This window comes from Ferrovibrio sp. GW821-FHT12D07 (genome assembly GCF_058807275.1).
The window spans coordinates 822,480-845,157 of sequence record NZ_JBXAQN010000002.1 but is presented as its reverse complement, the minus strand read 5'-3'; the positions used below and the strand labels follow the sequence as shown (position 1 = coordinate 845,157).

Annotated in this window: 22 protein-coding genes; 17 read left to right on the top strand and 5 right to left on the bottom strand. The window is 64.0% G+C overall.

From position 1 onward, the window contains the following. The first annotated feature begins 33 nt into the window (after nt 1-33). Together ftsH and AC1RRE_RS15890 are read left to right on the top strand one after the other, a co-directional pair. Complete coding sequence (gene ftsH, locus AC1RRE_RS15895) at nt 34-1,962, top strand: ATP-dependent zinc metalloprotease FtsH (RefSeq protein WP_492982202.1); 1,929 nt, start codon at nt 34-36, stop codon at nt 1,960-1,962. A gap of 185 nt (nt 1,963-2,147) precedes the next feature. Further along, nucleotides 2,148-2,939 (top strand): CPBP family intramembrane glutamic endopeptidase, encoded by a 792-nt coding sequence (locus tag AC1RRE_RS15890; protein ID WP_492982200.1) that lies wholly within the window; start codon nt 2,148-2,150, stop codon nt 2,937-2,939. Nucleotides 2,940-3,189: 250 nt separating this feature from the next. Here the strand turns inward: AC1RRE_RS15890 and AC1RRE_RS15885 are convergent, their stop codons facing one another. Continuing rightward, on the bottom strand, nt 3,190-3,804 hold the full coding sequence (locus tag AC1RRE_RS15885; protein ID WP_492982198.1) for a LysE family translocator: 615 nt from the start codon (nt 3,802-3,804) through the stop codon (nt 3,190-3,192). 357 nt (nt 3,805-4,161) lie between these two features. Here AC1RRE_RS15885 and folP point away from each other — a divergent pair, with 357 nt between their 5' ends. From folP to thiD, 3 genes are all read left to right on the top strand, one after another. Beyond that, complete coding sequence (folP, locus tag AC1RRE_RS15880) at nt 4,162-4,998, top strand: dihydropteroate synthase (protein WP_492982196.1); 837 nt, start codon at nt 4,162-4,164, stop codon at nt 4,996-4,998. A gap of 133 nt (nt 4,999-5,131) precedes the next feature. Beyond that, nucleotides 5,132-6,475, top strand: a complete 1,344-nt coding sequence (gene glmM / locus AC1RRE_RS15875; protein WP_492982194.1) for a phosphoglucosamine mutase — start codon at nt 5,132-5,134, stop codon at nt 6,473-6,475. Then, complete coding sequence (gene thiD / locus AC1RRE_RS15870; RefSeq protein WP_492982192.1) at nt 6,472-7,302, top strand: bifunctional hydroxymethylpyrimidine kinase/phosphomethylpyrimidine kinase; 831 nt, start codon at nt 6,472-6,474, stop codon at nt 7,300-7,302. Before glmM ends, thiD begins: the two co-directional genes overlap by 4 nt. On the opposite strand, the gene AC1RRE_RS15865 is transcribed toward thiD, so the two are convergent. Continuing rightward, the gene (locus AC1RRE_RS15865) at nt 7,280-8,722 is read right to left on the bottom strand and encodes an L-lactate permease (RefSeq protein WP_492982190.1); all 1,443 of its coding nucleotides are present in this window, start codon (nt 8,720-8,722) and stop codon (nt 7,280-7,282) included. The genes thiD and AC1RRE_RS15865 overlap by 23 nt on opposite strands. A 16-nt stretch (nt 8,723-8,738) precedes the next feature. Further along, nucleotides 8,739-10,163, bottom strand: a complete 1,425-nt coding sequence (locus AC1RRE_RS15860) for an aminotransferase-like domain-containing protein (protein WP_492982188.1) — start codon at nt 10,161-10,163, stop codon at nt 8,739-8,741. A 105-nt stretch (nt 10,164-10,268) separates the two neighbouring features. On the opposite strand from AC1RRE_RS15860, the gene AC1RRE_RS15855 reads away from it, so the two are divergent. The 8 genes from AC1RRE_RS15855 (at nt 10,269) to AC1RRE_RS15820 (ending at nt 16,591) form a co-directional block, all read left to right on the top strand. Then, a complete protein-coding gene (locus AC1RRE_RS15855) occupies nt 10,269-10,535 on the top strand; it encodes a DUF1127 domain-containing protein (RefSeq protein ID WP_492982186.1) in 267 nt (88 codons plus the stop codon). A gap of 108 nt (nt 10,536-10,643) precedes the next feature. Then, nucleotides 10,644-11,255 (top strand): LysE family translocator, encoded by a 612-nt coding sequence (locus tag AC1RRE_RS15850; protein ID WP_492982184.1) that lies wholly within the window; start codon nt 10,644-10,646, stop codon nt 11,253-11,255. A gap of 5 nt (nt 11,256-11,260) precedes the next feature. Continuing rightward, nucleotides 11,261-12,058 carry a PhzF family phenazine biosynthesis protein gene (locus tag AC1RRE_RS15845; protein ID WP_492982182.1) on the top strand — a complete coding sequence of 266 codons (798 nt, stop codon included), beginning with the start codon at nt 11,261-11,263 and terminating at the stop codon, nt 12,056-12,058. A gap of 122 nt (nt 12,059-12,180) precedes the next feature. Then, nucleotides 12,181-12,660: a GNAT family N-acetyltransferase gene (locus tag AC1RRE_RS15840; protein ID WP_492982180.1), complete on the top strand. Its 480-nt coding sequence runs from the start codon at nt 12,181-12,183 to the stop codon at nt 12,658-12,660. Nucleotides 12,661-12,717: 57 nt separating this feature from the next. Continuing rightward, the gene (locus AC1RRE_RS15835) at nt 12,718-13,578 is read left to right on the top strand and encodes a crotonase/enoyl-CoA hydratase family protein (protein WP_492982178.1); all 861 of its coding nucleotides are present in this window, start codon (nt 12,718-12,720) and stop codon (nt 13,576-13,578) included. Next, nucleotides 13,568-14,212 carry a TetR/AcrR family transcriptional regulator gene (locus tag AC1RRE_RS15830; RefSeq protein ID WP_492982176.1) on the top strand — a complete coding sequence of 215 codons (645 nt, stop codon included), beginning with the start codon at nt 13,568-13,570 and terminating at the stop codon, nt 14,210-14,212. Before AC1RRE_RS15835 ends, AC1RRE_RS15830 begins: the two co-directional genes overlap by 11 nt. A gap of 56 nt (nt 14,213-14,268) precedes the next feature. Beyond that, nucleotides 14,269-15,633 carry an acyl-CoA thioesterase gene (locus AC1RRE_RS15825; protein WP_492982174.1) on the top strand — a complete coding sequence of 455 codons (1,365 nt, stop codon included), beginning with the start codon at nt 14,269-14,271 and terminating at the stop codon, nt 15,631-15,633. A gap of 19 nt (nt 15,634-15,652) precedes the next feature. Continuing rightward, nucleotides 15,653-16,591 carry an AEC family transporter gene (locus tag AC1RRE_RS15820; protein ID WP_492982172.1) on the top strand — a complete coding sequence of 313 codons (939 nt, stop codon included), beginning with the start codon at nt 15,653-15,655 and terminating at the stop codon, nt 16,589-16,591. A 7-nt stretch (nt 16,592-16,598) separates the two neighbouring features. On the opposite strand, the gene AC1RRE_RS15815 is transcribed toward AC1RRE_RS15820, so the two are convergent. After that, nucleotides 16,599-17,000, bottom strand: a complete 402-nt coding sequence (locus AC1RRE_RS15815; RefSeq protein WP_492982171.1) for a VOC family protein — start codon at nt 16,998-17,000, stop codon at nt 16,599-16,601. Between the two features lie 92 nt (nt 17,001-17,092). Between AC1RRE_RS15815 and AC1RRE_RS15810 the strand changes: the two genes are divergently transcribed. Beyond that, a complete protein-coding gene (locus AC1RRE_RS15810; protein ID WP_492982169.1) occupies nt 17,093-18,238 on the top strand; it encodes an aminotransferase class V-fold PLP-dependent enzyme in 1,146 nt (381 codons plus the stop codon). On the opposite strand, the gene AC1RRE_RS15805 is transcribed toward AC1RRE_RS15810, so the two are convergent. After that, nucleotides 18,226-19,011 (bottom strand): class II aldolase/adducin family protein, encoded by a 786-nt coding sequence (locus AC1RRE_RS15805; protein ID WP_492982167.1) that lies wholly within the window; start codon nt 19,009-19,011, stop codon nt 18,226-18,228. The two genes, AC1RRE_RS15810 and AC1RRE_RS15805, sit on opposite strands and share 13 nt — an antisense overlap. A 388-nt stretch (nt 19,012-19,399) precedes the next feature. On the opposite strand from AC1RRE_RS15805, the gene AC1RRE_RS15800 reads away from it, so the two are divergent. From AC1RRE_RS15800 to AC1RRE_RS15790, 3 genes are all read left to right on the top strand, one after another. Then, the gene (locus AC1RRE_RS15800) at nt 19,400-20,542 is read left to right on the top strand and encodes a TRAP transporter substrate-binding protein (protein ID WP_492982165.1); all 1,143 of its coding nucleotides are present in this window, start codon (nt 19,400-19,402) and stop codon (nt 20,540-20,542) included. Nucleotides 20,543-20,658: 116 nt separating this feature from the next. After that, complete coding sequence (locus tag AC1RRE_RS15795) at nt 20,659-21,249, top strand: TRAP transporter small permease subunit (RefSeq protein ID WP_492982163.1); 591 nt, start codon at nt 20,659-20,661, stop codon at nt 21,247-21,249. Continuing rightward, the gene (locus AC1RRE_RS15790; RefSeq protein WP_492982161.1) at nt 21,249-22,673 is read left to right on the top strand and encodes a TRAP transporter large permease; all 1,425 of its coding nucleotides are present in this window, start codon (nt 21,249-21,251) and stop codon (nt 22,671-22,673) included. The genes AC1RRE_RS15795 and AC1RRE_RS15790 overlap by 1 nt, the downstream gene beginning before the upstream one ends. Nucleotides 22,674-22,678: the final 5 nt, after the last annotated feature.

Sequence of the window (22,678 nt, the reverse complement as noted above, 5' to 3'; positions counted from 1 at the left end):
AACCGGCGGTTTTTTGATGAGGAAACAGCTTCCGTGAACATGTTCGGTCGTAATCTGGCCCTGTGGGTGATCATCGCGCTTCTGGTGGTCGCTCTGTTCAACCTGTTCCAGGGCCCCAGCGTGCGCGGCGGCAGCCAGTCGCTCGCCTATTCCGATTTCCTCAACGACGTCTCCAACGGCCAGGTCACCGACGTGACCATCCAGGGCGGCAACACCGTCACCGGTCACTTCCGCGACGGCCGCAGCTTCTCCACCTACACGCCCAACGACCCGACGCTGGTGAGCAAGCTCACCGAGCGCGGCGTGCGCGTCACGGCCGCCCCGCCGGAAGAGGGCAACACGCTGGTGCAGATCCTGATCAGCTGGTTCCCCATGCTGCTGCTGATCGGCGTGTGGATTTTCTTCATGCGCCAGATGCAGTCGGGCGGCGGCAAGGCCATGGGCTTCGGCAAATCGAAGGCCCGCCTGCTGACCGAGCGCCATGGCCGCGTCACCTTTGAAGACGTCGCCGGCATCGAGGAAGCCAAGTCCGAGCTGGAAGAGATCGTCGACTTCCTGCGCGACCCGCAGAAATTCCAGCGCCTCGGCGGCAAGATTCCCAAGGGCTGTCTGCTCGTCGGTCCGCCGGGCACGGGTAAGACGCTGCTGGCGCGTGCGATTGCTGGCGAAGCCAACGTGCCGTTCTTCACCATCTCGGGTTCCGACTTCGTCGAAATGTTCGTCGGCGTCGGCGCCAGCCGCGTGCGCGACATGTTCGAGCAGGCCAAGAAGAACGCGCCCTGCATCATCTTCATCGACGAAATCGACGCCGTCGGCCGCCATCGTGGCGCCGGCCTGGGCGGCGGCAACGATGAACGCGAGCAGACGCTGAACCAGCTCCTGGTCGAGATGGACGGTTTCGAGGCGACCGAAGGCGTGATCCTGATCGCCGCCACCAACCGCCCCGACGTGCTCGATCCCGCCCTGCTACGTCCGGGCCGTTTCGATCGCCAGATCGTGGTGCCGAACCCCGACATCATCGGCCGCGAGCACATCCTGCGCGTCCATATGCGCAAGGTGCCGCTGGCGCCCGACGTGGAACCCAAGATCATTGCCCGTGGCACCCCCGGTTTCTCCGGCGCCGATCTGGCCAACCTGGTGAACGAGGCGGCGCTGCTCGCGGCCCGCCGCAACAAGCGCGTCGTCACCATGGCCGATTTCGAGCATGCCAAGGACAAGGTGATGATGGGCGCCGAGCGCCGCTCGATGGTGATGGGCGAAGAGGAAAAGCGCCTCACCGCCTTCCACGAGGCGGGCCATGCGCTGGTCGGCCTGAACGTGCCCAAGCATGATCCGCTGCACAAGGTGACGATCATCCCGCGCGGTCGCGCGCTGGGCGTCACCATGTCGCTGCCGGAAAAGGATCGTCTGTCGATGTCGCAGCTCGAACTGGAATCGCGTCTGGCGATGATGTTCGGCGGCCGCATGGCGGAAGAGCTGGTGTTTGGTAAGGAAAACATCACCACCGGCGCCTCCAACGACATCCAGCAGGCGACAGGCCTTGCCCGCCGCATGGTCACCGAATGGGGCATGAGCGACCTGCTCGGCCGCCTGCGCTATTCCGACAACGAGGAAGAGGTCTTCCTCGGCCATTCGGTCACACAGCGCAAGAATGTCTCGGACGCCACGGCGAAGCTGATCGACGAGGAAGTGCGTCGCATCATCGACACCGCCGAAGGCACCGCACGCCGCATCCTGACCGACTATCGCGGCGACCTCGACAAGATCGCGCTGGCGCTGCTCGAATACGAGACGCTGTCGGGCGACGAGGTGCGCGCGCTGCTGCGTGGCGAGCCGATCATCCGCACCGACGACCGCACGCCCACCCCGGGCAGCGACAGCGGCCCGCGCTCGGCCGTGCCGACGTCGTCGCGCGGCGGTGGCAAGCCCGGCTTCGAACCGGAGCCGCAGCCCGGCGCGTAAGCGCCAAAGAGTTGGCCGGCGCGTAAACGACGCCTGCATCACGTGAATACGAAAACGTCCGGTGGAAACACCGGGCGTTTTTCATGGCCGGTGTTATGGCCGGTATTTTTCACGGAAAAGACCTTGTGCCGTCGCGATCTGCCCTGCACCTTCTTCATGGGGCAGACGAAGAGGGGGGACTCACGATGTCGACCGCTGACGAGACCATGCCGGCTGCTGCGCCGGCGGCGCCGGTGCTGGAGCCTGTATACGGCTCAGAGCCTGAGAAGGCGGCCGTCAGGCCGGCGGGACCATGGAGGCTGCTGGGCCGGGCGCTGCTCTGGTGCATGGGCGCTTTCATGGCCAGTATCGTCTGCGGCTTGATCATCGGCTTTTTCGCTGGCGTCATTGGCCTGAAGACCATCTTCTCCGCGTCCAATCTCATGGTGACAGCCGGCCTTGTGGGTGGTGCGGCTGTTTTCGCGACGCTGGCCTGGGCGTCGGTGCGCAATGGCCGCCGGCTTGGCGACGGGAATCTGGCGGCGGGTCTTGGCTATCTCCCGGTCCGGCAGCCTCTCGCCGTCGTCGCGCTCGCATCGGTCCTGATCTGTTATGTGGTTCTGATCGCCACGCTCAGTTCGGCGCTCTATCCCGAAACCCTTCGCCAGCAATGGATCGACCTGCACTGGATCGCGCGGATCGTCGGCGTGCTGGGCATTGTTCTGGTCGCGCCCGTCGCCGAAGAGATGTTCTTCCGGGGTTGGCTATGGACCGGGCTGCGCCAGCGCTGGGGCGTCGCGGCTACCGGCTTTGCCACCAGCCTGTTCTGGCTAATGCTGCATCTGCCAGACGGCCTGGGCCGCGCACTGCTGCTGATCCCGGCCGCGATCATCCTGGCTGCCGTTCGCCATGTCGGCGGCTCGCTGCGCGCCTCGCTGATCGTGCATGTCGTCAACAACGCCGTTGCTGTCGGCCTTTTCATGCTGGCGATGCGTTGATCTGACTGACTGTCCGGGCAGGGCACCCCGGCCCTGAGCCGAGGGCTCATTAAAAAGCGCCCGGTGGAAATCCCGGGTGCTTTTTCTGCTGGCCGCAAGAGGTTCATCTTATTTGTCTTGGAGTATGCTTTTAATCCTCTTGTTCAGTCCTGTGGCGAAGGCTTCTGCTATTCCAATCGCGGACCCAACGACAACGATGCCTCCGGGGATAGTAATAAAGAGCAAGAGAGGGTTACCCCCCTCAATCTACTCACCGCTCCGTCAGCGCCAGCTTCGCGCCCAGCGCCACGAAAGCCGCGGCAAAACTCCGGCGCATCCACAACAGCACGGTCGGCCGGCTGATCACATGGTCGCGCACGGCCGCTGCAAAGAGGCCGTAGACGGCAAACACTACAAAGGTCATCGCCATGAACACGCCACTCATTTCCAGCATGCGCGGCAGCACTGCCGGTTCGTCGGTGGCGATGAACTGCGGCAGGAAGGCGAAGAAGAAGATCGAGAGCTTGGGGTTGAGCAGGTTGATCACGATGGCTTCCACCGTCACCTGCATGAATGACTGCTTCTGCGGCCCCTTGCCGGTGAGGCTCAGACTGCCCCGGTCATGCCAGGTCTGCCAGGCCATCCACAGCAGATAGGCGACGCCGGCATATTTCACCGCATCGAACATCACGGCGCTGGTGTGCAGCAGCGCGGCCAGGCCGGTGATCGCGGCGATCATATGCGGCACGATCCCGAGCGTGCAGCCAAAGGCGGCCACCACGCTGGCCTGCGCGCCGCGCGAGAGCCCGGCGGCCACGGTGTAGATCATGCCGGTGCCCGGCGTGGCGACGACGATCAGCGCAATGATCAGGAATTCGAGGGTCATACGATGGTATTCCATAATTGAAGATGGGCGGTGAAGACCGGCCGACTATCGCCGTGCCGCGCCCGGCTGGAAAGTCCGAAAATCTTGCTTTCCGGATGAGAACATGATAAGAACATTTTGTCCCGCCCGTCAGAGTGCGTTCAGGCCAGACTCTGGCTGGAATCTCGCTTTGGCGGGCGAAAGCCGTTAACACGGCTGGGACGAATATCGCGGCGGTCTCCAGCGGGCGCGAACGGGATCGAACGAAAACGAAGCCAAACGAACGCAAACGAACGCAAACGAAGCCAAACGAACTGAAACGAAGCGAAACGAACGAAAACGAAGCCGAATGAAGCCGCGGGAACAGGACTCGATATCGTGGTGACGCATGCCCCCATATGCGGCCTCGACTGGTCGCGCCCCCATGTGATGGGCATCGTCAATGTCACCGATGACAGCTTCTCGGGAGATGGCCTGAAGTCTGATGCCTCGGCCGCCATCGCCCAGGCCCGCGCCATGGTCGCGGCCGGCGCCGATCTCCTTGATCTGGGGGCTGAATCGACGCGGCCCGGCGCTGCCGTGGTCACACCAGAGCAGGAAATCGCACGGCTGCTGCCGGTGCTGGACGGTCTGAAAGATATAGGCGTGCCGATCTCGGTGGATACGCGCAACGCCGCCACCATGCGCGCCGCCGCCCCGGCGGGTGCGTCGATCATCAACGACATCTCGGCGCTGGAAGGCCCGGGCAGTCTGGCGGCGGTTGCCGAGACCGGGCTGCCGGTCATCCTCATGCATATGCAGGGCGAGCCCGGCACCATGCAGCAGGCGCCGAAATACCATGACGTCGTCGCCGATGTGCATGCCTATCTGGCCGGGCGCATCGCCGCCTGTGTTGCTGCCGGTATTGTGCGGGAAAAGATTATCGTCGATCCCGGCATCGGCTTCGGCAAGACGGTGGAGCATAACCTCGCCCTGCTGCGGCATCTGGATCGCTTCGCCGATCTGAACTGCCCGCTGCTGATCGGCGTGTCGCGCAAGAGCTTCATCGGCGCGCTGACGGGCGAGCGCGATCCGGCGCAGCGCGTGCCGGGCTCCATCACGGCCGGATTGTGGGCGGCCGAGAAGGGGGCGCATATCCTGCGGGTGCATGATGTGGCCAAGACCGCGCAGGCGCTGAAGACCTGGCGTGCCATCGCAAGGCCGCCGGCATTGTAAGGGCCTGGCCCGGAGCTTGAATTGTAACGAGACGTAACAGCGCCGACCCCGGATTTACAGCGTAAAGCCTGCCGTTTTCGCGGCTTCTGTGGCATAGTCCGCCGCGTTACAAAAGCAACGGGACCCGAGTCGCATGACCCGCAAATTCTTTGGCACCGACGGCATCCGCGGCATGGCCAATACCGAACCGATGACCGCCGCCATGGCGTTGCGCGTCGGTATGGCCGCCGGTGCCTATTTCACCCGCGGCGACCATCGTCATCGCGTGCTGATCGGCAAGGATACGCGGCTGTCGGGCTACATGCTCGAACCGGCGCTGGTGGCCGGCTTCACCGCCGTCGGCATGGATGTCTTCCAGGTCGGCCCGATGCCGACGCCGGCTGTCGCCATGCTGACCCGCGCGCTGCGCTGCGATCTCGGCGTGATGATCTCGGCCTCGCACAATCCCTTCCACGATAACGGCATCAAGCTGTTCGGCCCCGATGGCTACAAGCTGTCCGATGCGGCCGAGACCGAGATCGAGGCCATGATCCTGGGTGAGGCGCAGCCCGCATTGGCCGATGCGGCCCGGCTCGGCCGCGCCCGCCGTCTGGATGACGCCGACGGCCGCTATATCGAATTCGCCAAGGCGACATTGCCCAAGGGCCAGATGCTCGCCGGCCTGAAGGTGGTGGTCGATTGCGCCAACGGCGCCGCCTACAAGGTCGCGCCCGCCGTGCTGTGGGAACTCGAAGCCGAGGTGGTCACGCTGGGCGTCAAGCCCGACGGCTTCAACATCAACCGCGATTGCGGCTCGACGCATCCGCGCGCCCTGCAGGAAGCCGTGGTGGCGCATGGCGCGCATATCGGCATCGCGCTGGATGGCGACGCCGACCGCCTGGTGATGGTGGACGAGCGCGGCCAGGTGATCGACGGCGACCAGCTCATGGCGGTGATCGCCGAAAGTTGGCTGCAGCAGGGCCGGCTGGCGAAAAACGGTCTGGTTGCCACCGTGATGTCCAATCTTGGCCTCGAACGCTTCGTGGAAGGGATCGGCGTCAACCTGATCCGCACCAAGGTAGGCGACCGCTATGTGCTCGAGGCCATGCGCAACGAGGGCTACAATCTCGGCGGCGAACAGTCCGGCCATATCATCCTGTCCGATTTCGCCACCACCGGCGACGGCATTGTCGCGGCCCTGCAGGTGTTGTCGGCGCTGTGCGAGTCCGGCAAGAAGGCATCCGAATTCTGCCGCCGCTTCACGCCCTATCCGCAGCTGCTGCGCAATGTGCGCCACAGCGGCGGCGCGCCGCTGGAACTGCCCAAGGTGAAGTCGGCCATCGACGCCGGCGAGAAGCGTCTGGGCAAGAGCGGTCGGCTTGTGATCCGCGCCAGCGGCACCGAACCGCTGATCCGCGTGATGGCGGAAGGCGAGGACGAGACGCTGGTCAAGACCGTGGTCGACGATATCGTCACCGCGCTGGAACAGGCGGCATGAACGTCGCAGCGCCGCAGAAAAAAGGCCGCGTCCTTATCATCGCGGGTTCGGATTCCGGCGGTGGTGCCGGCATCCAGGCCGACATAAAAACCGTGACGGCGCTCGGCGGCTATGCCATGACCGCCATTACAGCCCTGACCGCGCAGGATACCCGCACGGTGCACGACATCCACGAGGTGCCGGCCGACTTCATCGCCTTGCAGCTTCGCGTCGTGCTGCAGGATATTGGCGCCGATGCGGTGAAGACCGGCATGCTGCATCGCGCCGACATCATCGAAGCCGTCGTGGCAGCACTCGATCGATATGCCCCCGGCGTGCCGCTGGTGGTTGATCCGGTGATGGTGGCGAAAGGCGGCGCGTCGCTGCTGCAGCCGGCTGCGGCGGAAGCGCTGCGCACGAAGCTGATCCCGCGCGCGACGGTCATTACGCCCAATCTGCCCGAGGCCGCCGTTCTGTCGGCGCTGAAGGTCGAGGAAGAATCCGACATGGCGGTTGCTGCCGATGCGCTGCTGCGGCTCGGGCCGCGCGCCGTCCTGCTGAAGGGCGGCCATCTGCCGGGTGACCGGCTGGTTGATCTCTTGCGCGACGATGCCGGCGCGACGCCCTTTGTCGATACCAGGCTTGTTACGAAATCCACGCACGGCACCGGCTGCACGCTGGCTTCCGCCATTGCGACCGGTCTGGCTTTCGGTCTGTCGTTGAAAGAGTCAGTGACGCAGGCCCGTGCCTATGTGCGCAAAGCGATCGAGACCGCGCCGGGCTTCGGCCATGGCCACGGCCCGCTCAACCACGCGCATACCGTGGCTAAAGCAGGGCTGCGAGTATAAGTCCGCAGATCGCCAGCGGCAGCACCAGCGGCAGGATCAGGCGATAGCTCTGGCGCTCAGCGCCGCTGCAGCCGGCAAAGGCGCAGGCCATCGCCACCTTGCCCGGGAAAAACGGCGTGAACAGGCTGCCGGTCACGTTTTGTAAGGCGCTGACCCATAAGACGCTTGCACCGGCCGATCCGGCCAGTGCCGCCTGCAACGGCAGCATCAGGCTGTTGGAGGCCGTGTTGCTTCCCGTCAGTCCGCCGGCCACCGCTGCAAAGACCGGCGTCGCCAGCAGCGCATGCTCGCCCGCGATACCCTGCCAGGCCATCGCCAGTTCGGCCGGAATGCCGCTTGCCGCCATCAGCCGCGCCATCACCAGAAAGATCAAGGTCGTGGCGACAGCGACGCGGCCGGCCTGCCAGGTCTGTTTGAGAATCTGCATGCCCTGCGCCGGCTTCAATATCAGCGCGCCATAAAGCAGCGCCGTGACCAGCAGCATCACGCCGGCCTGGTAGGCGAAGGGGAATGCCGGCATGTCGGCAAATGGCTGCGCCGCCGCGATGCCCTGCAGATACTGCGACAGCGGCTTGATCAGCCGCGTCGACAGCAGCAGCACGATCAGCAGCAGATACGGCAGCGCGATGCGCAGCATCGGCTTCCAAGCCGGGCGGCGCGGGTTCAATACCTGCGACAGGGCCAGCAGTGGCGCGGTGGCGATCAGGCCGGCTGTATCGACCGACGCGTATAAGTTGCCCAGGTAAAGCAGCCCCAGCATGGCGCCGGTCCAGCCCAGGTCGATTGCCATGTTCTGCAGGCTGAGGCCGAGCCCCAGCTTGTGCGACCACCACCAGAACCAGCCCAGCAGCAGCAGCACGAAGGGCAGGATCAGGATCGCGCTGTAGAGGCCGAATGCCTGCAACGGCAGATGGCCCAATGCTGCACCGATCACCGTGCCGATGCCCAGCCCGCCCCAGACCACCAGCATCTGACTCAACAGTCCCACCGCGATGGCGGCCAGCGGTGCCACGCCCAGCCGCAGCATGCCGTGGATGGCCAGCGCATAGCCGACGCCGAAGCCGACCGCCGCCTCGATCAGGCCGCCGGCGATGAAGCAGACGAAATAGGCCTGGCGATGGCGTGAGATCACGACGTCCTTGCGCGCATCGTCCACCGGTTTCGGCACGGCGGTGCTGATCACGTGATGCACCAGCAGGCCGGCGAGGATTACTGCGATGGCATGCCAGGCGAGCCAGGCGCCCTTCAGGCTTTCGATCAGCAGGAATTCGCCAAAGCCGCGCTCGCCATGCAGCGCGACTGCAGCGGCGGGCAGCGTTGCAAGCAGGCCGGCGACGCCTGCCTTGATCAGTGAGACACGGCCGGTAGCCACCAGACCGATCACCAGGATGATCGGGGCGAGATAAAGCAGGATGGTCACGGGCGAGGGACGCGCGTCAGACGATAGACTGGCGGGCTTCCGGGCCGCGCTCGATCAGGCTGCGCAGGCGGCGCAGCGCTTCGCTCACCTCATTGCGGTCGGGCGAGGGTGCCAGCGAGATGCGCACCCACGGCGGCGGATTGGGGCGCGTGTCGAGCAGGAAGCTGGTGCAGCTGGCGATACGCACGCCCTGGCCCAGCGCCTGGTTGGTGAACTCGTTCGGCTTCCATGGGGCGGGAAGCTCCAGGTAGCAATGCAGGCTGGCCGGATGGCTGCGCATGGTCAGGCCGTCGAAGGTTTCGGCGGCCATGATGTTGCGGATTTCGGCCTCGTCGCGCAGGCGGTCGACCAAGCCAGCGGCGGTGCCGTCCTCGATCCACTGGCGCACGATTTCCTGGTTCAGCCGCGGATTGTTGACCGCGATGGCATGCAGGGCATCGGTGAAGCGCTCGACCAGCACCGGCGGCGAGGCGATCCAGCCCACGCGCAGGCCCGGCGCCATGCATTTGGACGCGCTGGCGATATAGATGGTGCGTTCCGGCGCGAGCGCCGCCAGCGGCAGCGGCCGCTCGCGGATCAGGAAACCGTAAACGTCGTCCTCGATGATGGTGAGGTCGTATTTGCGTGCGACCGCCACAATGGCGGCGCGACGCTCGGCCGACATCGTCACGGTCGTCGGGTTGTGGATGGTCGGCTGGATCAGTACCAGCCGGCTGCCGGTGCGGCGCGCGGCTTCCGCCAGCGCTTCCGGCATCATGCCTTCTTCGTCCATCGACACGCCTTCGAGGCGGACCGGACGCTGCCGGGCATTCTCATGCACGCCGCCATAGGTCAGCGCTTCGACCAGCATGATCTCGTTGGGCATGGTCATCGCGGTGATGACGATGGCGAGCGCCTGCTGCGCGCCGGCGGTGGCGAGAATCTGCTCGGGCGCGACGGTGAGGCCGACGCGCGAAATCCATTTGGCTGCGGCGGCGCGATGCGCCGGGTCGCCCAGCGTGCGGCTGTAGCCCAGCAGGTTCTGCAGGCCGCGCCGCGAAGCCAGGCGCTGCATCGAACGGCGCATGATCTCTTCGAAATCGGGCAGGCTGGGCTCGTTGCGCGACATCTCGATCACGCCGGGCGTGTTCAGCCGCGGAATCTCCATCTGGTCGGGCGCGAGAATCTCGCTGCTGCCGGTGATCGGCGTGCCGTCTTCCGATGGCTTCACGAAGGTGCCGCGGCCGACCTCGCCCGACAGCAGGCCCTTCTGCTCGGCCAGCATGTAGCCACGGCTGACGGTGCCGACGGTGACGCCGAGCTTCCAGGCCAGGTTGCGCTGGGGCGGCAGCTTGGCGCCCACAGGCAATTCGCCGGTCTGGATGGCGGTCTCGATGGCCGAGGCCAGCGCCTGATAGCGCGGACCGGGGAAGTGTTCGAGTTTGGGGATCCACATTGTCATGGTGACAATACTCGCATTGACTCGATCAAAGAGTCAATCAATTATCTCAATTGCCCGAATTGATCGGGTTCAATCTTAGAATATATCCAAAATTGGAGGGATATCATGTCAAATTGGATCGGTACAATCGATCGGCCTTCTGGTATTGGCCCGGTCGAACGCGCGGGCAGCACGATCGGCCGGGTTATCGACCGCACTGTGACTGTCAGCGCCCAGGGCGCGACGTCTGTAGTGCTGATGCTGCTCGACTGGCAGCGCCAGGCCCGGGAACGGAGCGAACTGGCATCTCTGCCGCCTGAAATTCTGAAAGACGTCGGGCTGAGCAAAGCCGACGTCCATGGCGAGACAAGCAAATCGGTGTGGCTTCGATAACCCCCGCGCTTACCTCTATTAGCCTTCCGGCGTTTAAGCCCCCCGGCTGCCGGCGTCGCACGGTGCCATCACCACTGTCCGCGACGCCGGTTTTCCCGAAAGCCATCCATGTCCGCCGTTCCGCCTGATTCCGTGTTCCTGCTGGTGCCGCTGGTGATCTTCGCCGTGGTCACCTCGATCACGCCCGGGCCGAACAACATTCTGCTGACTGCGTCGGGCGCGAACTTCGGTTTCCGCCCGACCATTCCGCACGCGCTGGGCATCAGCGCCGGCTTCTTCTCGCTGATCATCGTCTGCGGCCTTGGCGTCGGCGCGGTCGTCACCGCCACGCCCTGGCTGCATGGCGCATTGAAGATCGTGGGCGCCGCCTATCTGGTCTGGCTGGCCTGGCAGCTGGCGCGCGCCGGCAATATCCAGAGCATGAGCAAGGCGCGACCGATGCGCTTTCATGAAGCCGCGCTGTTCCAGTATGTGAATCCGAAAGCCTGGATGATGGCGGTGGGCGCCATTGCCGCCTTCACCACGCCGGGCGGCAACTATGCCGTCGAACTGGCGCTGATCGCCGTGATCTTCACCATCATCAATCTGCCCTGCGTATCGCTCTGGGCGCTGTTCGGCGTCGGCATCGGCCGGTTCCTCACCGGTGACCGCGCACGGCTGACCTTCAATCTCGTCATGGCGGGGCTGACCGTGCTGTCCGCCCTGCTGCTGTTCGTCTGAGGATCATGGTGATGCGCCTGCCGATCTATCAGGTCGATGCTTTTGCCGATGCGGTGTTCAAGGGCAATCCGGCCGCCGTGATGCCGCTGGAAAGCTGGCTACCCGATGAGGTGATGCAGAGCATCGCCGCCGAGAACAATCTGGCCGAGACGGCTTTCTTCGTTCGGGAAGGCGAGGGCTTCCGGCTACGCTGGTTCACGCCGGAAGTGGAGGTCGACCTCTGCGGCCATGCCACGCTGGCCAGCAGCTGGGTGATTTTCAACAAGCTGGATACCGCGCGACGCAGCGTCAACTTCTTTACCAAGAGCGGCACGCTGACGGTGACGCGCGATGCGGCGGGCGATCGCCTGGCGCTGAATTTCCCGGCCCGGCCGGCGGAGCCGGTCAAGCCGGGCGATGGCCTGATCGAAGCCATGGGCGTTGCGCCGAGCGAGGTGCTGGCAGCGCGCGATTACCTGCTGGTCTATGACGACGCCGCCACGGTGCGGGCGCTGAAGCCTGACATGATGGCGCTGATGACGCTCGACAAGTTCGCGGTGATCGTGACCGCGCCGGGCGACCGGCCGGGCATCGACTGTGTGTCGCGCTTTTTCGCGCCGGCCAAGGGCATTCCCGAAGATCCGGTCACCGGCTCGGCCCATTGCAGCATCGTACCCTATTGGGCGGCACGACTGGGCAAGACCGAGATCACCGCCTACCAGGCCTCGGTTCGTGGCGGCACGCTGTACTGCCGGCTGGATGGCGACCGTGTGCATATGGCCGGTTCAGCCAAGCCATTTCTGGAAGGATTTATCACGCTGTAGAGGCGGCAGAAGATTTCGTTTTCGGCGGTTGCCCCGATAATCGCCGAAAAGCCGGTGCAAGCCGGTTGGGCGCGGTGCACTCCCCTGTTGTGTGCCGCGCCCTTTTCTTTTCTGATACTCCCATGTCCGACTCATCTGTGACCATCCAGCCCGCTGCCACCGCTGACGATCTTGCGGCGGTGCGCCGGCTGTTCACCGCCTATGCGACGTCGCTGGATTTCAGCCTCGACTTCCAGGGCTTCGAGGCCGAACTGGTCGGCCTGCCCGGCAAATATGCACCGGCGCAAAAAGGCGCCCTGCTGCTGGGCCGCGTGGGCGAGCGGATCGTCGGGGTGGTGGGCCTGCGCGATCTGGGAGACGGCATTGCCGAGATGAAGCGGCTTTATATCGAGCCCGAGGGCCGGGGCCATAATCTGGGCCGCCGGCTGACCGATGCCGTGCTGGGCGAGGCCCGCCGACTGGGTTACCGCGCCATCCGGCTGGACACTTTCCCCTCGATGGTGGCGGCGAACCGCATCTATGACGCTCTAAATTTTACCGATATTCCGCCATATTATGATAATCCGCTGCCGGGTGCCCGTTATCGCGAACTGAAATTATGAACACTGTTCATTTTTCTGAACCCTGATATTGTTTTCTCCGGAAAGCCGGAGGAAGCCATGGCCCTAAAGAAAGAGCCGCCGATTGTCTTGTACGAGCGCGACGGCCGCATCGCCCGCATCACGCTGAACCGTCCCGAGCATCTGAACGCCATCCATGAACAGACGCCCGACCTGTTGCGGGCCGCTGTCGAGCGCGCCAACCAGGATGACGATGTGCATGTCATCGCGCTGACCGGTGCCGGCCGCGCCTTCTGCGCCGGCTACGATCTCAAGGAATACGCCGAGAAGCCGCGCCCGGTGAAAGGCAGCCAGGACATGCCCTGGGACCCGCTGGTCGATTACCAGTGGATGCGGCATTCCACCGACTGTTTCATGAGTCTGTGGCGGTCGCTCAAGCCTGTGGTCGCCAAGGTGCGCGGCTTCGCCGTGGCGGGCGGCAGCGACATCGCGCTGTGCTGCGACCTGGTAGTGATGGCCGAGGATGCCAGGATCGGCTATCCGCCGGCGCGCATCTGGGGCTGTCCCACCACGGCGATGTGGGTCTATCGCCTGGGCGCCGAGAAGGCCAAGCGCATGCTGCTGACCGGCGACCTGATCGACGGCAAGACGGCCAAGGATTATGGCCTGGTGATCGACGCGGTGCCCGAGGCCGATCTGGACGACCATGTCGAGGCGCTGCTGGCGCGCATCGCCAGCGTGCCGAAGAACCAGCTGATGATGCAGAAGATGATGGTCAATCAGGCCTATGACAATATGGGCCTGAATTCGACGCAGACGCTGGCGACGCTGTTCGACGGCATCACCCGCCATTCGCCCGAGGGCGTGGCCTTCAAGGCGCGCTGCGAGCAGATCGGCTTCAAGGCCGCCGTGAAGGAACGCGATGGCGGCGACCCGCTGGCGTGGAAAAATGCCCGCTGAAGCCGCCCTGATCGAAAAGAAGAAAAGCGGGCGGCGAGACGCCGTCCGCGCCTTCAAGCGCGATGCGATCCTGCAGGCGGCGCGTGGCATCTTTGCCCGCGATGGCCTGGATGGCGCCACGCTGCGTGCAATTGCCGCCGAGGCTGGCGTTGCAGTCGGGACGGTGTATCTGCATTACTCCAGCAAGGAGACGCTGTATGCCGACATGCTGGCGGGCTCGCTGGCCGACCTGCAGAAACACCTGCGCGATGCGGTGGCGAAGGTCGCACCGGACGAACAGCTGATGGCGGGTGCGCTGGCCTTTTACGGCTTCTACCGCGCACGGCCCGACGACCTTTATCTCGGCCTCTATCTGGGACAGGGCTTTCGTCCCACCAGCCTGACGCCGGAGCTGGACCGCCTGCTCAATGGCCGGATGATCCAGGGCTATACCGTGCTGGGCGATGCCATGCGGCGGCTGGTGGCATTGGACCCTGAAGCCGTGCGGGCCGAAACCGTGTCGCTGGTGGCGGCCATCGGCGGCGCACTGATGCTGGAAACCACCGGCCGGCTGAAAGTGCTGGGCGACAGCGGCGAGGCCGTCGTGCGCCGGCATGTGGACGCGCTCATTGGGCGGTTGCGCGCCGTAGCTTAAGCGGCGAACATAGAGACCCGCCTCAGGTTTTTCGTATTCACTATCGAGAGTTTGCCGTGACCAATTTCCGCGAAACCTACCGCGGTTCCGTTGCCGCCTGGGAATGCGACCAGTACGGCCATATGAACGTGCAGTTTTACACCGCCCGCATCAGCGACGCGGCGGCCAGCGTGATGCTGGCGGCCGGCTTCGGACAGGAAGCGTTCAAGACGCACAAGCTGGGCATCGCCGCGGTGAATGCCGAGACGCGGTTCGTCTCCGAACTGCATGCCGGCGATCCGATCCGCATGGAAAGCGGCGTGACCCTGGCCGAAGGCAAGAAGATCAAGTTCCACCATCGCGTCTACAACGCCGAGACCGGTGTGCTCAGCATGCAGGCCGATGTGCTGGCGTTGTGCTTCGACCTGACGGCACGCAAAGCCGTGCCGTTGCCGGCCGACCTGGAAGCGGGCTTCAAGGCCGTGCTGGTGGATGCCAATGCGCCGGCCGGGCAGGTGGCGGTGCCGGCAACGGAAGACGGCTTCCTGCCGACGGGGCGCGCCCCGGTGCAGCCCTGGGAATGTGACCTTTATCGCCATATGAACGTGCAGTTCTATCTGGCGCGCTTCGCCGAGGCCGAGAAGCAGGTGCTGCTGGCGCTGGGCTATGGCCCAACGCGCCGCAAGGAAGACAAGGTCGCTGTGCGCCCCGTGCGCCATCGCATCCAGTTCCGGCGTGAGAACCATGAAGGCGCGGTGCTGCGCCTGCGCACCGGCATCCGCAAGATGGAGGCCGATCGCCTGCATCTCTGCCACGAGCTTTATGAGGACGAGACCGGCACGCTGTCGGCAGTCTGCGAGGCGGTGGTGATTATCGATCGGCTGGATGGTGGCGGCCCGCTGGCGCTGCCCGCCGATATACGGCAAGCCGGCGAAGCGCTGGCGCGGCAGTTGAAAGCGCCAGACGCGCCGCAGCCGCAGGGCGGCCCGTCGGCGCCGGCGGCACCGGTGGACGGCATGTACGAAACCTGCCGCGGCATGGTGGATCGCTGGCAGGCGGAAGAGAGCGGCCGCATGGCCACGCGCTTCTACATGGCACGCTTTTCGGAAGCCGCGGCGCATACGCTGGCCGGTGTCGACCTGACGGCGGAAAAGATGCGCGAACTGGGCGTGGGTGCGGCGGCGCTGGATTATGCCATCGACTATTATCGCCCGTTGCATATCGGCACCATCTATCACACCCGCACCGCCGTTCTGGAGCTGCGCGAGAAGACCTGGCGGTTCTGCCATTTCCTGCTCGACAGCAAGACGGAACAGCCGCTGGCGCGGGCCGAGATCATCGCCGTGATGTTCGATACAAAGGCGCGCAAGTCGATCCCGATGCCCGATCATATCAGGGCGGCCTTCACCACGCGGCTGCTGTCGCCGCAGCCGGCAGAATAACGGGAAGGCGAAGGCTGCGATGGGAACCCTGCTGAATGTCTCGCTGCCCTTCTTCGGCCTGATCTTCGTCGGCTATGCGGCAGGCTATACGCGCATCATCACGGCGCAGGCCTATCTCGGCCTCAATGCTTTCGTGATCTGGTTTGCGCTGCCGGCGATGCTGTTCACCAAGATGGCCGCGGCCCCGGTCTTCGAGGCTTTCGACTGGAAATTCGTTGCGGCCTACAGCGGCGGCGGCCTGATCGCCTATGCCTTCACCGTGGGCCTGAGCCGCCTGCTGTTTCCGGTCACCTGGGGCGAGCGCGCCATGCAGGGCATGGGCGCGAGCTTCGGCAATGTCGGCTTCATGGGGCTCCCCATTCTGGTGACGCTGTTCGGCGACGCCGCCGTGCTGCCGGCCGTGCTGATCATCGTCTTCGACCATATTCTGCTGATCCCGCTGACCACGGCGTTGATCGAGGGTTCGAATGGCGGCAATGCCTCGCTGGGCGCGATTTTCCGCCGCGTCGCCATCGGCATGTCGCGCAACCCGCTGATCATCTCCACCTTTGCCGGCCTGCTCTGGGGCCTCACCGGCTTCAGCCTGCCGATACCGCTCGAGACCCTGCTGAACCTGCTGGCCAATGCGTCCGCGCCCTGCGCGCTGTTCGCGCTCGGCCTCACGCTGGTGGGCCGGCCGATCGCCGAGGGACTGGAGCAGATTTCACTCACCGCCATCGGCAAGCTGGCAGTGCATCCGCTGGTGGTCTGGATTCTGTCGGCCTATGTGCTGAAGCTCGATCCATTCCTCACCGCCGTGGCAGTGATTCAGGCCTCGATGCCGACGGCGGCGAATGTCTATATCCTCGCCACCCAGCAGAACACCTATGTGCAGCGCTCGTCCTCCACCATCCTGGTGACGACTCTGATCGCCACGGTGACGGTCTCGGCCTTCATGGTGCTGTTCACGGCCTACTAAAGCCGTCTCAGATATCGGCGTAGATTTCCAGCAGGTTGCCGTCGGGATCACGGAAGAACAGCGTGCGATGTCCGAAGGGACGGTCGGTGGGCGGCGACAGGATCGCCACGCCCTGGCGGGCAAGTTCCTCGGCGCAGCGGTCGACGGCCGGAGGCGGCACCCGGAAGGCCAGTTGCAATGATGCGGCGCCGACAGGCACCGGTGCATCGTTCTTCGTCCAGCCCGGCAGCGACAGCGCCAGGATGTTGCTGCCGACGCGGTATTCGATCCAGCCGGCCGAGAGTTCGCGCAGCAGCGGAAAGCGGAGCACGGTTTCATAGAAGCGGCGCATCGCCGCCATGTCGCGCACGATAATGGCGGTATAGTCGATGCTCTGGATGGCCTGGAACGGCGAGGTCTGGTCGGTCATGGGTGTCGGTTTCAATGCTATCTACCGCTATGGAACTTGCGCCTGGAAACTTTAAATTTAAGTATCACGACCGGCCCGGAAGAGGAAACGGCATGGTCCCCCTCGATTTGAAACGGCATTTCTCGCGATTCCTGGGCGACAAGCCGGGACTGCATTTCACCGCGCACAGCCATCATCCCTGGCCCGATGTCAGCCGTGCAGCGCAGATGCTGGCCTGGGATATGGCAGCGCAGTTCATCGACCGCAAATGGGAAACCGTGCTGGGCCCGGTGATGCAGACGGTGCAGGGCCATATCGCGCGTCAGCTCAACCTGCCCGATGCGGGCAGCATCGTCTTCGCGCCCAACACGCATGAACTGGTGGTGCGGCTGCTGTCCTGCTTTCCGGCCAACCGTGCCATCCGCATTCTCACGAGTGACAGCGAGTTCCATTCCTTCGGCCGCCAGATCGCGCGCATGGAGGAAGACGGCCTGGTGCGGGTGCAGCGCGTCGCCACCGAGCCTTTCGAAAGTTTCGCCGAGCGTTTGGCCGAAGCGGCACTGATCGGTCATGACCTGGTCTTTGTGAGCGAGGTGTTTTTCAACTCCGGCTTCGCGCTCGACCAGTTCGACCAGATCATGGCCTCGGCCGGCGAGGCAATGGTGGTGGTCGATGGCTATCACGGCTTCATGGCGCGGCCGCTCGACTGGTCACCCTATGCCGCGCGCGCCTTCTACATGGCCGGCGGCTACAAATATGCGATGTCGGGTGAGGGCGCGGCTTTCATGCACTGCCCGCCGGGCTGGGCCGCGCGGCCGCGCGATACCGGCTGGTATGCGTCCTTCGGCACGCTGAACAACGGCGACAACAGCGTCGGCTATACGGCGGATGGCTGGCGCTTCATGGGCGCCACCTTCGATCCGTCAGGGCTGTTCCGCTTCCGCGCGGTGCAGGACTGGCTGCAGGCCGAGGGTATCACGGTGGCGATGATCCACGATCATGCACGCAGCCTGCAGCACCGCCTGATCGCCGGCCTGCCGAAGGGGCCGCTGGCGGCGAAGGACCTGCTGCTGCCGGTGCAATTGCCGCATGGCAATTTCCTCAGCTTCGACCTCGATAACGCAGAAGAGGTGCGGCAGCGCCTGTTCCGCGCCGGCGTCACCACGGATTTCCGCGGTCGCCGCCTGCGCATCGGCTTCGGCATCTGTCACACCGAAGCCGATGTCGATGCGCTGCTGGCCCGGCTTCAGGATTTGTAGGACGAATCCTTCGCATCCAGCATGCGCAGCAGCCCGCCCCAGGCCAGGCCGCTGACATCGATCTTCATGCCGCGCACCTGCTGTTTCACCAGCTCCTGCACTTCGCTCTTCGGCTTGTGCAGGGCGCCGCCACCGCTCATGGCGCGGATCTGCGCCTGACAGGCGCGTTCCAGCACATGCATGTTGAGGAAAGCCTGCGCCACTGTTTTGCCACAGGTCATCGTGCCGTGATTGCGCAGGATCATCATGTTGCTCTGGCCCAGGTCGGCGACCAGCCGCTCGCGTTCACCCAGATCGAGCGCGATGCCCTCGAACTCGTGATAGGTGAGGCCGGCCAGCGCGATCATCGCGGTCTGGCTCAAGGGCTGCAGGCCCTCGGCCATGGCGGAGACGGCGATGCCGTCGCTGGTATGCAGGTGCAGCACGCAGCCAACGTCATGGCGGGCCGCATGCACGGCGGAGTGGATGGTGAAGCCGGCTGGATTGATGATCTGGTCGGTGGACGAGACGATCCTGCCCTCCAGGTCCACCTTCACCAGCGCCGACGCCGTCATCTCGTGGAACATCCAGCCATAGGGATTGATCAGGAAATGCTCCTCCGGTCCCGGCACGCGGGCGGAGATGTGGGTGAAGATCAGGTCGTCCCAGCCGTAATGCGCGACCAGGCGATAGGCGGCGGCGAGGTCGACGCGGGTCTGCCATTCCTCGGGCGTTACCTGCGCGCGGATGTCGGCTGTGGGTTTGAGAGCGGTGGCGGAAGCGGGCGGGGTCATCGGTTTCCTCCAGTGTCTTTTATGATTGGCCCCAGTCTGGGGGATTGGCCGGGGAAGTCAATTTCACTGCGTCCTGTGCGGTCTTCCGGCACATCACGACTCGGGGATGATGCCGCTGCGGCAAGCTGGCGCTTTCGCGGTTGTATACGTGGCGATCACATAACCTTGATGGCCGTTTTATGCCGGAATCATTCGACTTTAGTCGAATAAATCCGCCGTAGACGGCCTAAACCGGCCGACGTCTGCATATTTGTGCAGTGCAAGGCGTAACGCGCGCATAAAAAAATCTGGACGCGTTCAGCGTATACGTCCAATGATGGCGGCGCTCGAATTTACGTTTCGAAATCATAGGCCGGCTACCGGCGCAAAACACCAACGGGAGGGAACGATGACCGAGCAGAACGACAGCACAATCACGTCCAAAAAGAGCGGTCGTCGCCAGTTCCTGCGCGGCGCCGGTATTGCCGCCGGTGCGGCTGCCGCCACTGTTGCGATGCCGAATGTCTCGCGCGCCCAGACGGTGACCCTGAAGTACCAGTCGACCTGGCCGACCAAGGACATCTTCCACGAGATGGCCGGCGACTTCGCCACCCGCGTCAACGATCTGTCGGGCGGCCGCCTGAAGCTCGATGTGCTGGCTGCCGGTTCGGTGGTGCCTGCTTTCGGTATGCAGGATGCCGTGCATAGCGGCGTGCTGGATGCCGGCCATGGTGTGGCGGCCTACTGGTACGGCAAGCACAAGGCCTTCTCGCTGTTCGGCACCGTGCCGCCCTACGGCTGGGATGCCAACGGCGTGATGGCCTGGATGAACTACGGCGGCGGCTACCAGCTCTATAACGAGCTGATGCACGACATCCTGAAGCTGAATCTGGTCGGCTTCATGTCGGGCCCGATGCCGGCTCAGCCGCTCGGCTGGTTCAAGAAGGAAATCAAGACCGCCGACGACCTCAAGAACATGAAGTACCGCACGGTCGGTCTCTCGGCCGACCTGTTCAAGGAAATGGGCGCAGCCGTCACCATCGTGGCCGGTGGTGAAATCGTTCCGGCGATGGATCGCGGCCTGCTCGACGGTGCCGAGTTCAACAACCCGTCGTCTGATCGCGTGCTGGGCTTCCCGGACGTTTCGAAGGTCTACATGCTGCAGAGCTATCACCAGGCAGCGGAGATGTTCGAGATCCTGTTCAACAAGACCAAGTATGACAGCCTGCCTGCCGAGCAGAAGCAGATCCTGAAATACGCGGCCGAGGCGTCGTCTGCCGACATGTCGTGGAAAGCGCTCGACCGGTACTCGAAGGACCTGGCCGAGATGCAGAACAAGGACAAGGTCCGCGTCTTCCGCACCCCTCGCGTGGTGCAGGATGCGCAGCTCAAGGCCTGGGATGTCGTGCTGAAGGCGCAGAACGAGGAAGCCTTCTTCTCCAAGGTGAGCAAGTCGCAGCTGGATTGGGTGCGCCGCACGGTGCGCTACGAACTGCTGAACAACCCGAGCAAGGAAGTGGCCTACAATCACTTCTTCAATCGCAAGGGCTGAGACCTAACACGCAGAGTGATTGGGGGAACCGCCGGGCAACCGGCGGTTCCCTTCGTTTAAGAAGAACTCACATAAAAGCCGCATAAATACAGGGGCGGAAGGGTATACGGGACAGCATGGATAACCGATTGGTATTCTGGATCGATACGATCAACACCTGGCTGGGAAAGCTTTTCGGCTGGTCTATCGTTCTGCTGACGGCAGCGACATCCTACGAAGTCTTCGCGCGCTATGTGCTGCAGGCGCCCACCGAGTGGGCCTTCGATGCCGCCTATATCCTGTACGGCACGCTGTTCATGATGGCAGGCGCCTATGCGCTGGCCCGTAACGGCCATGTGCGCGGCGACTGGATCTACCGCAACTGGTCGCCCCGGACGCAGGCGAAGTCGGACCTGATCCTGTATTTCATTTTCTTTTTCCCGGGCATCATCACGCTGCTCTACACGGGTTGGGAATACGCCGCCTATTCATGGTCGGTGAAGGAGCGCAGCCTGTTCACGCCGGCTGGCCCGATCATCTATCCCTTCAAGACCGTGATCCCGATTGCCGGCGCGATGCTGATTGCGCAGGGCGTGGCCGAGGTGCTGCGTTGCATCTATTGCATCAAACATAACAAATGGCCGCCCCGTTTGGGCGATGTGGAGGAGTTGGAGCAGGTGTTGCAGAAGCAGTACGGCACCGAAGGTGCCAATGGGGAGAAGGTGTGATGACGGACCCCCAGGTTGGCATTCTGATGCTGGTGGTGTTCCTGTTCGCCATCGGCTTTGGTTTCCCCATTGCATTCACTCTCATGGCCATCGGTGTTGGCTTCGGCTACTACGCCATGGGCAGTCATATCTTCGAACTGTTCGTGCAGCGCACCTTCAGTGTCATGGCCAATGACGTGCTGATCTCGGTGCCCCTGTTCCTGTTCATGGGATACATCGTCGAACGCGCCAATATCCTCGATCGATTGTTTTTAAGTATCGAGCTGGCGGCGAAAAACCTGCCAGGCTCCCTGGCGGTGGCGACGCTACTGACCTGCGCATTGTTCGCCACGGCGACCGGCATCGTCGGTGCCGTGGTGACGCTGATGAGCCTGCTGGCTCTGCCGGCAATGCTGCGTGCGGGCTATGACCCCAAGCTGGCAGCCGGCGTGGTCTGCGCCGGCGGTTGCCTGGGCATCCTGATCCCGCCCAGCGTGCTGCTGATCCTGTATGGCGCCACAGCTGGCGTTTCAGTGGTGAAGCTCTATGCCGGCGCCTTCCTGCCGGGCCTGATGCTGGCTGGTCTGTACATGGCCTATGTCATCGGTCGCGCGATCATCAATCCGTCGCTGGCTCCCAAGCCGCCGAAGGAAATCCTGGATGTGCCGCTCAAGAAGGTGATCTGGGCGCTGGCGACTTCCTTCCTGCCGCTGGCGCTGCTGATCGTCACCGTGTTGGGCGCCATTCTCTTCGGTCTGGCGACGCCGACCGAAGCGGCGGCGGTGGGTGCGGCCGGCGCGGTGGTTCTGGCGATCTGCTACAACAGCTTCAGTATCGCCAAGCTGACCGAGTCCGTGTACCTCACGGCACGTTCGGCGGCGATGGTCTGCTGGCTGTTCGTCGGTTCGGCCACCTTCTCGGCGGTCTTCGCCTATCTGAACGGTCATGAAGTGGTGCGCGCGCTGATCGACTATCTCGATCTGTCGGGCACGCAGTTCATGATCCTGGCGCAGTTCATCATCTTCCTGCTGGGCTGGCCGCTGGAGTGGACCGAGATCATCGTGATCTTCGTGCCGATCTTCATGCCGTTGCTGCAGCATTACGGCGTCGACCCGTTGTTCTTCGGCATCCTGGTGGCGCTGAACCTCCAGACCTCCTTCCTCACTCCACCGGTGGCGATGGCGGCCTTCTACTGCAAGGGCGTGGCGCCAAAGAGTCTGTCGATCGACGACATCTTCAAGGGCATCTATCCCTTCGTCTTCATCGTGCTGTTCTCGATGGTGCTGATGTACATCTTCCCCGAGATCGCCCTGTGGCTGCCAGAGCAGCTCTATGGCAACAGTGTCGATGCACCGCCGGGTACGGGGGGTGTGTCAGGCAGCGAGCTGTTCGATACGTCCAATGACAGCCTGCCGGATGAAGGTGAAGTCGCAGCGCCAGACTGATCCGA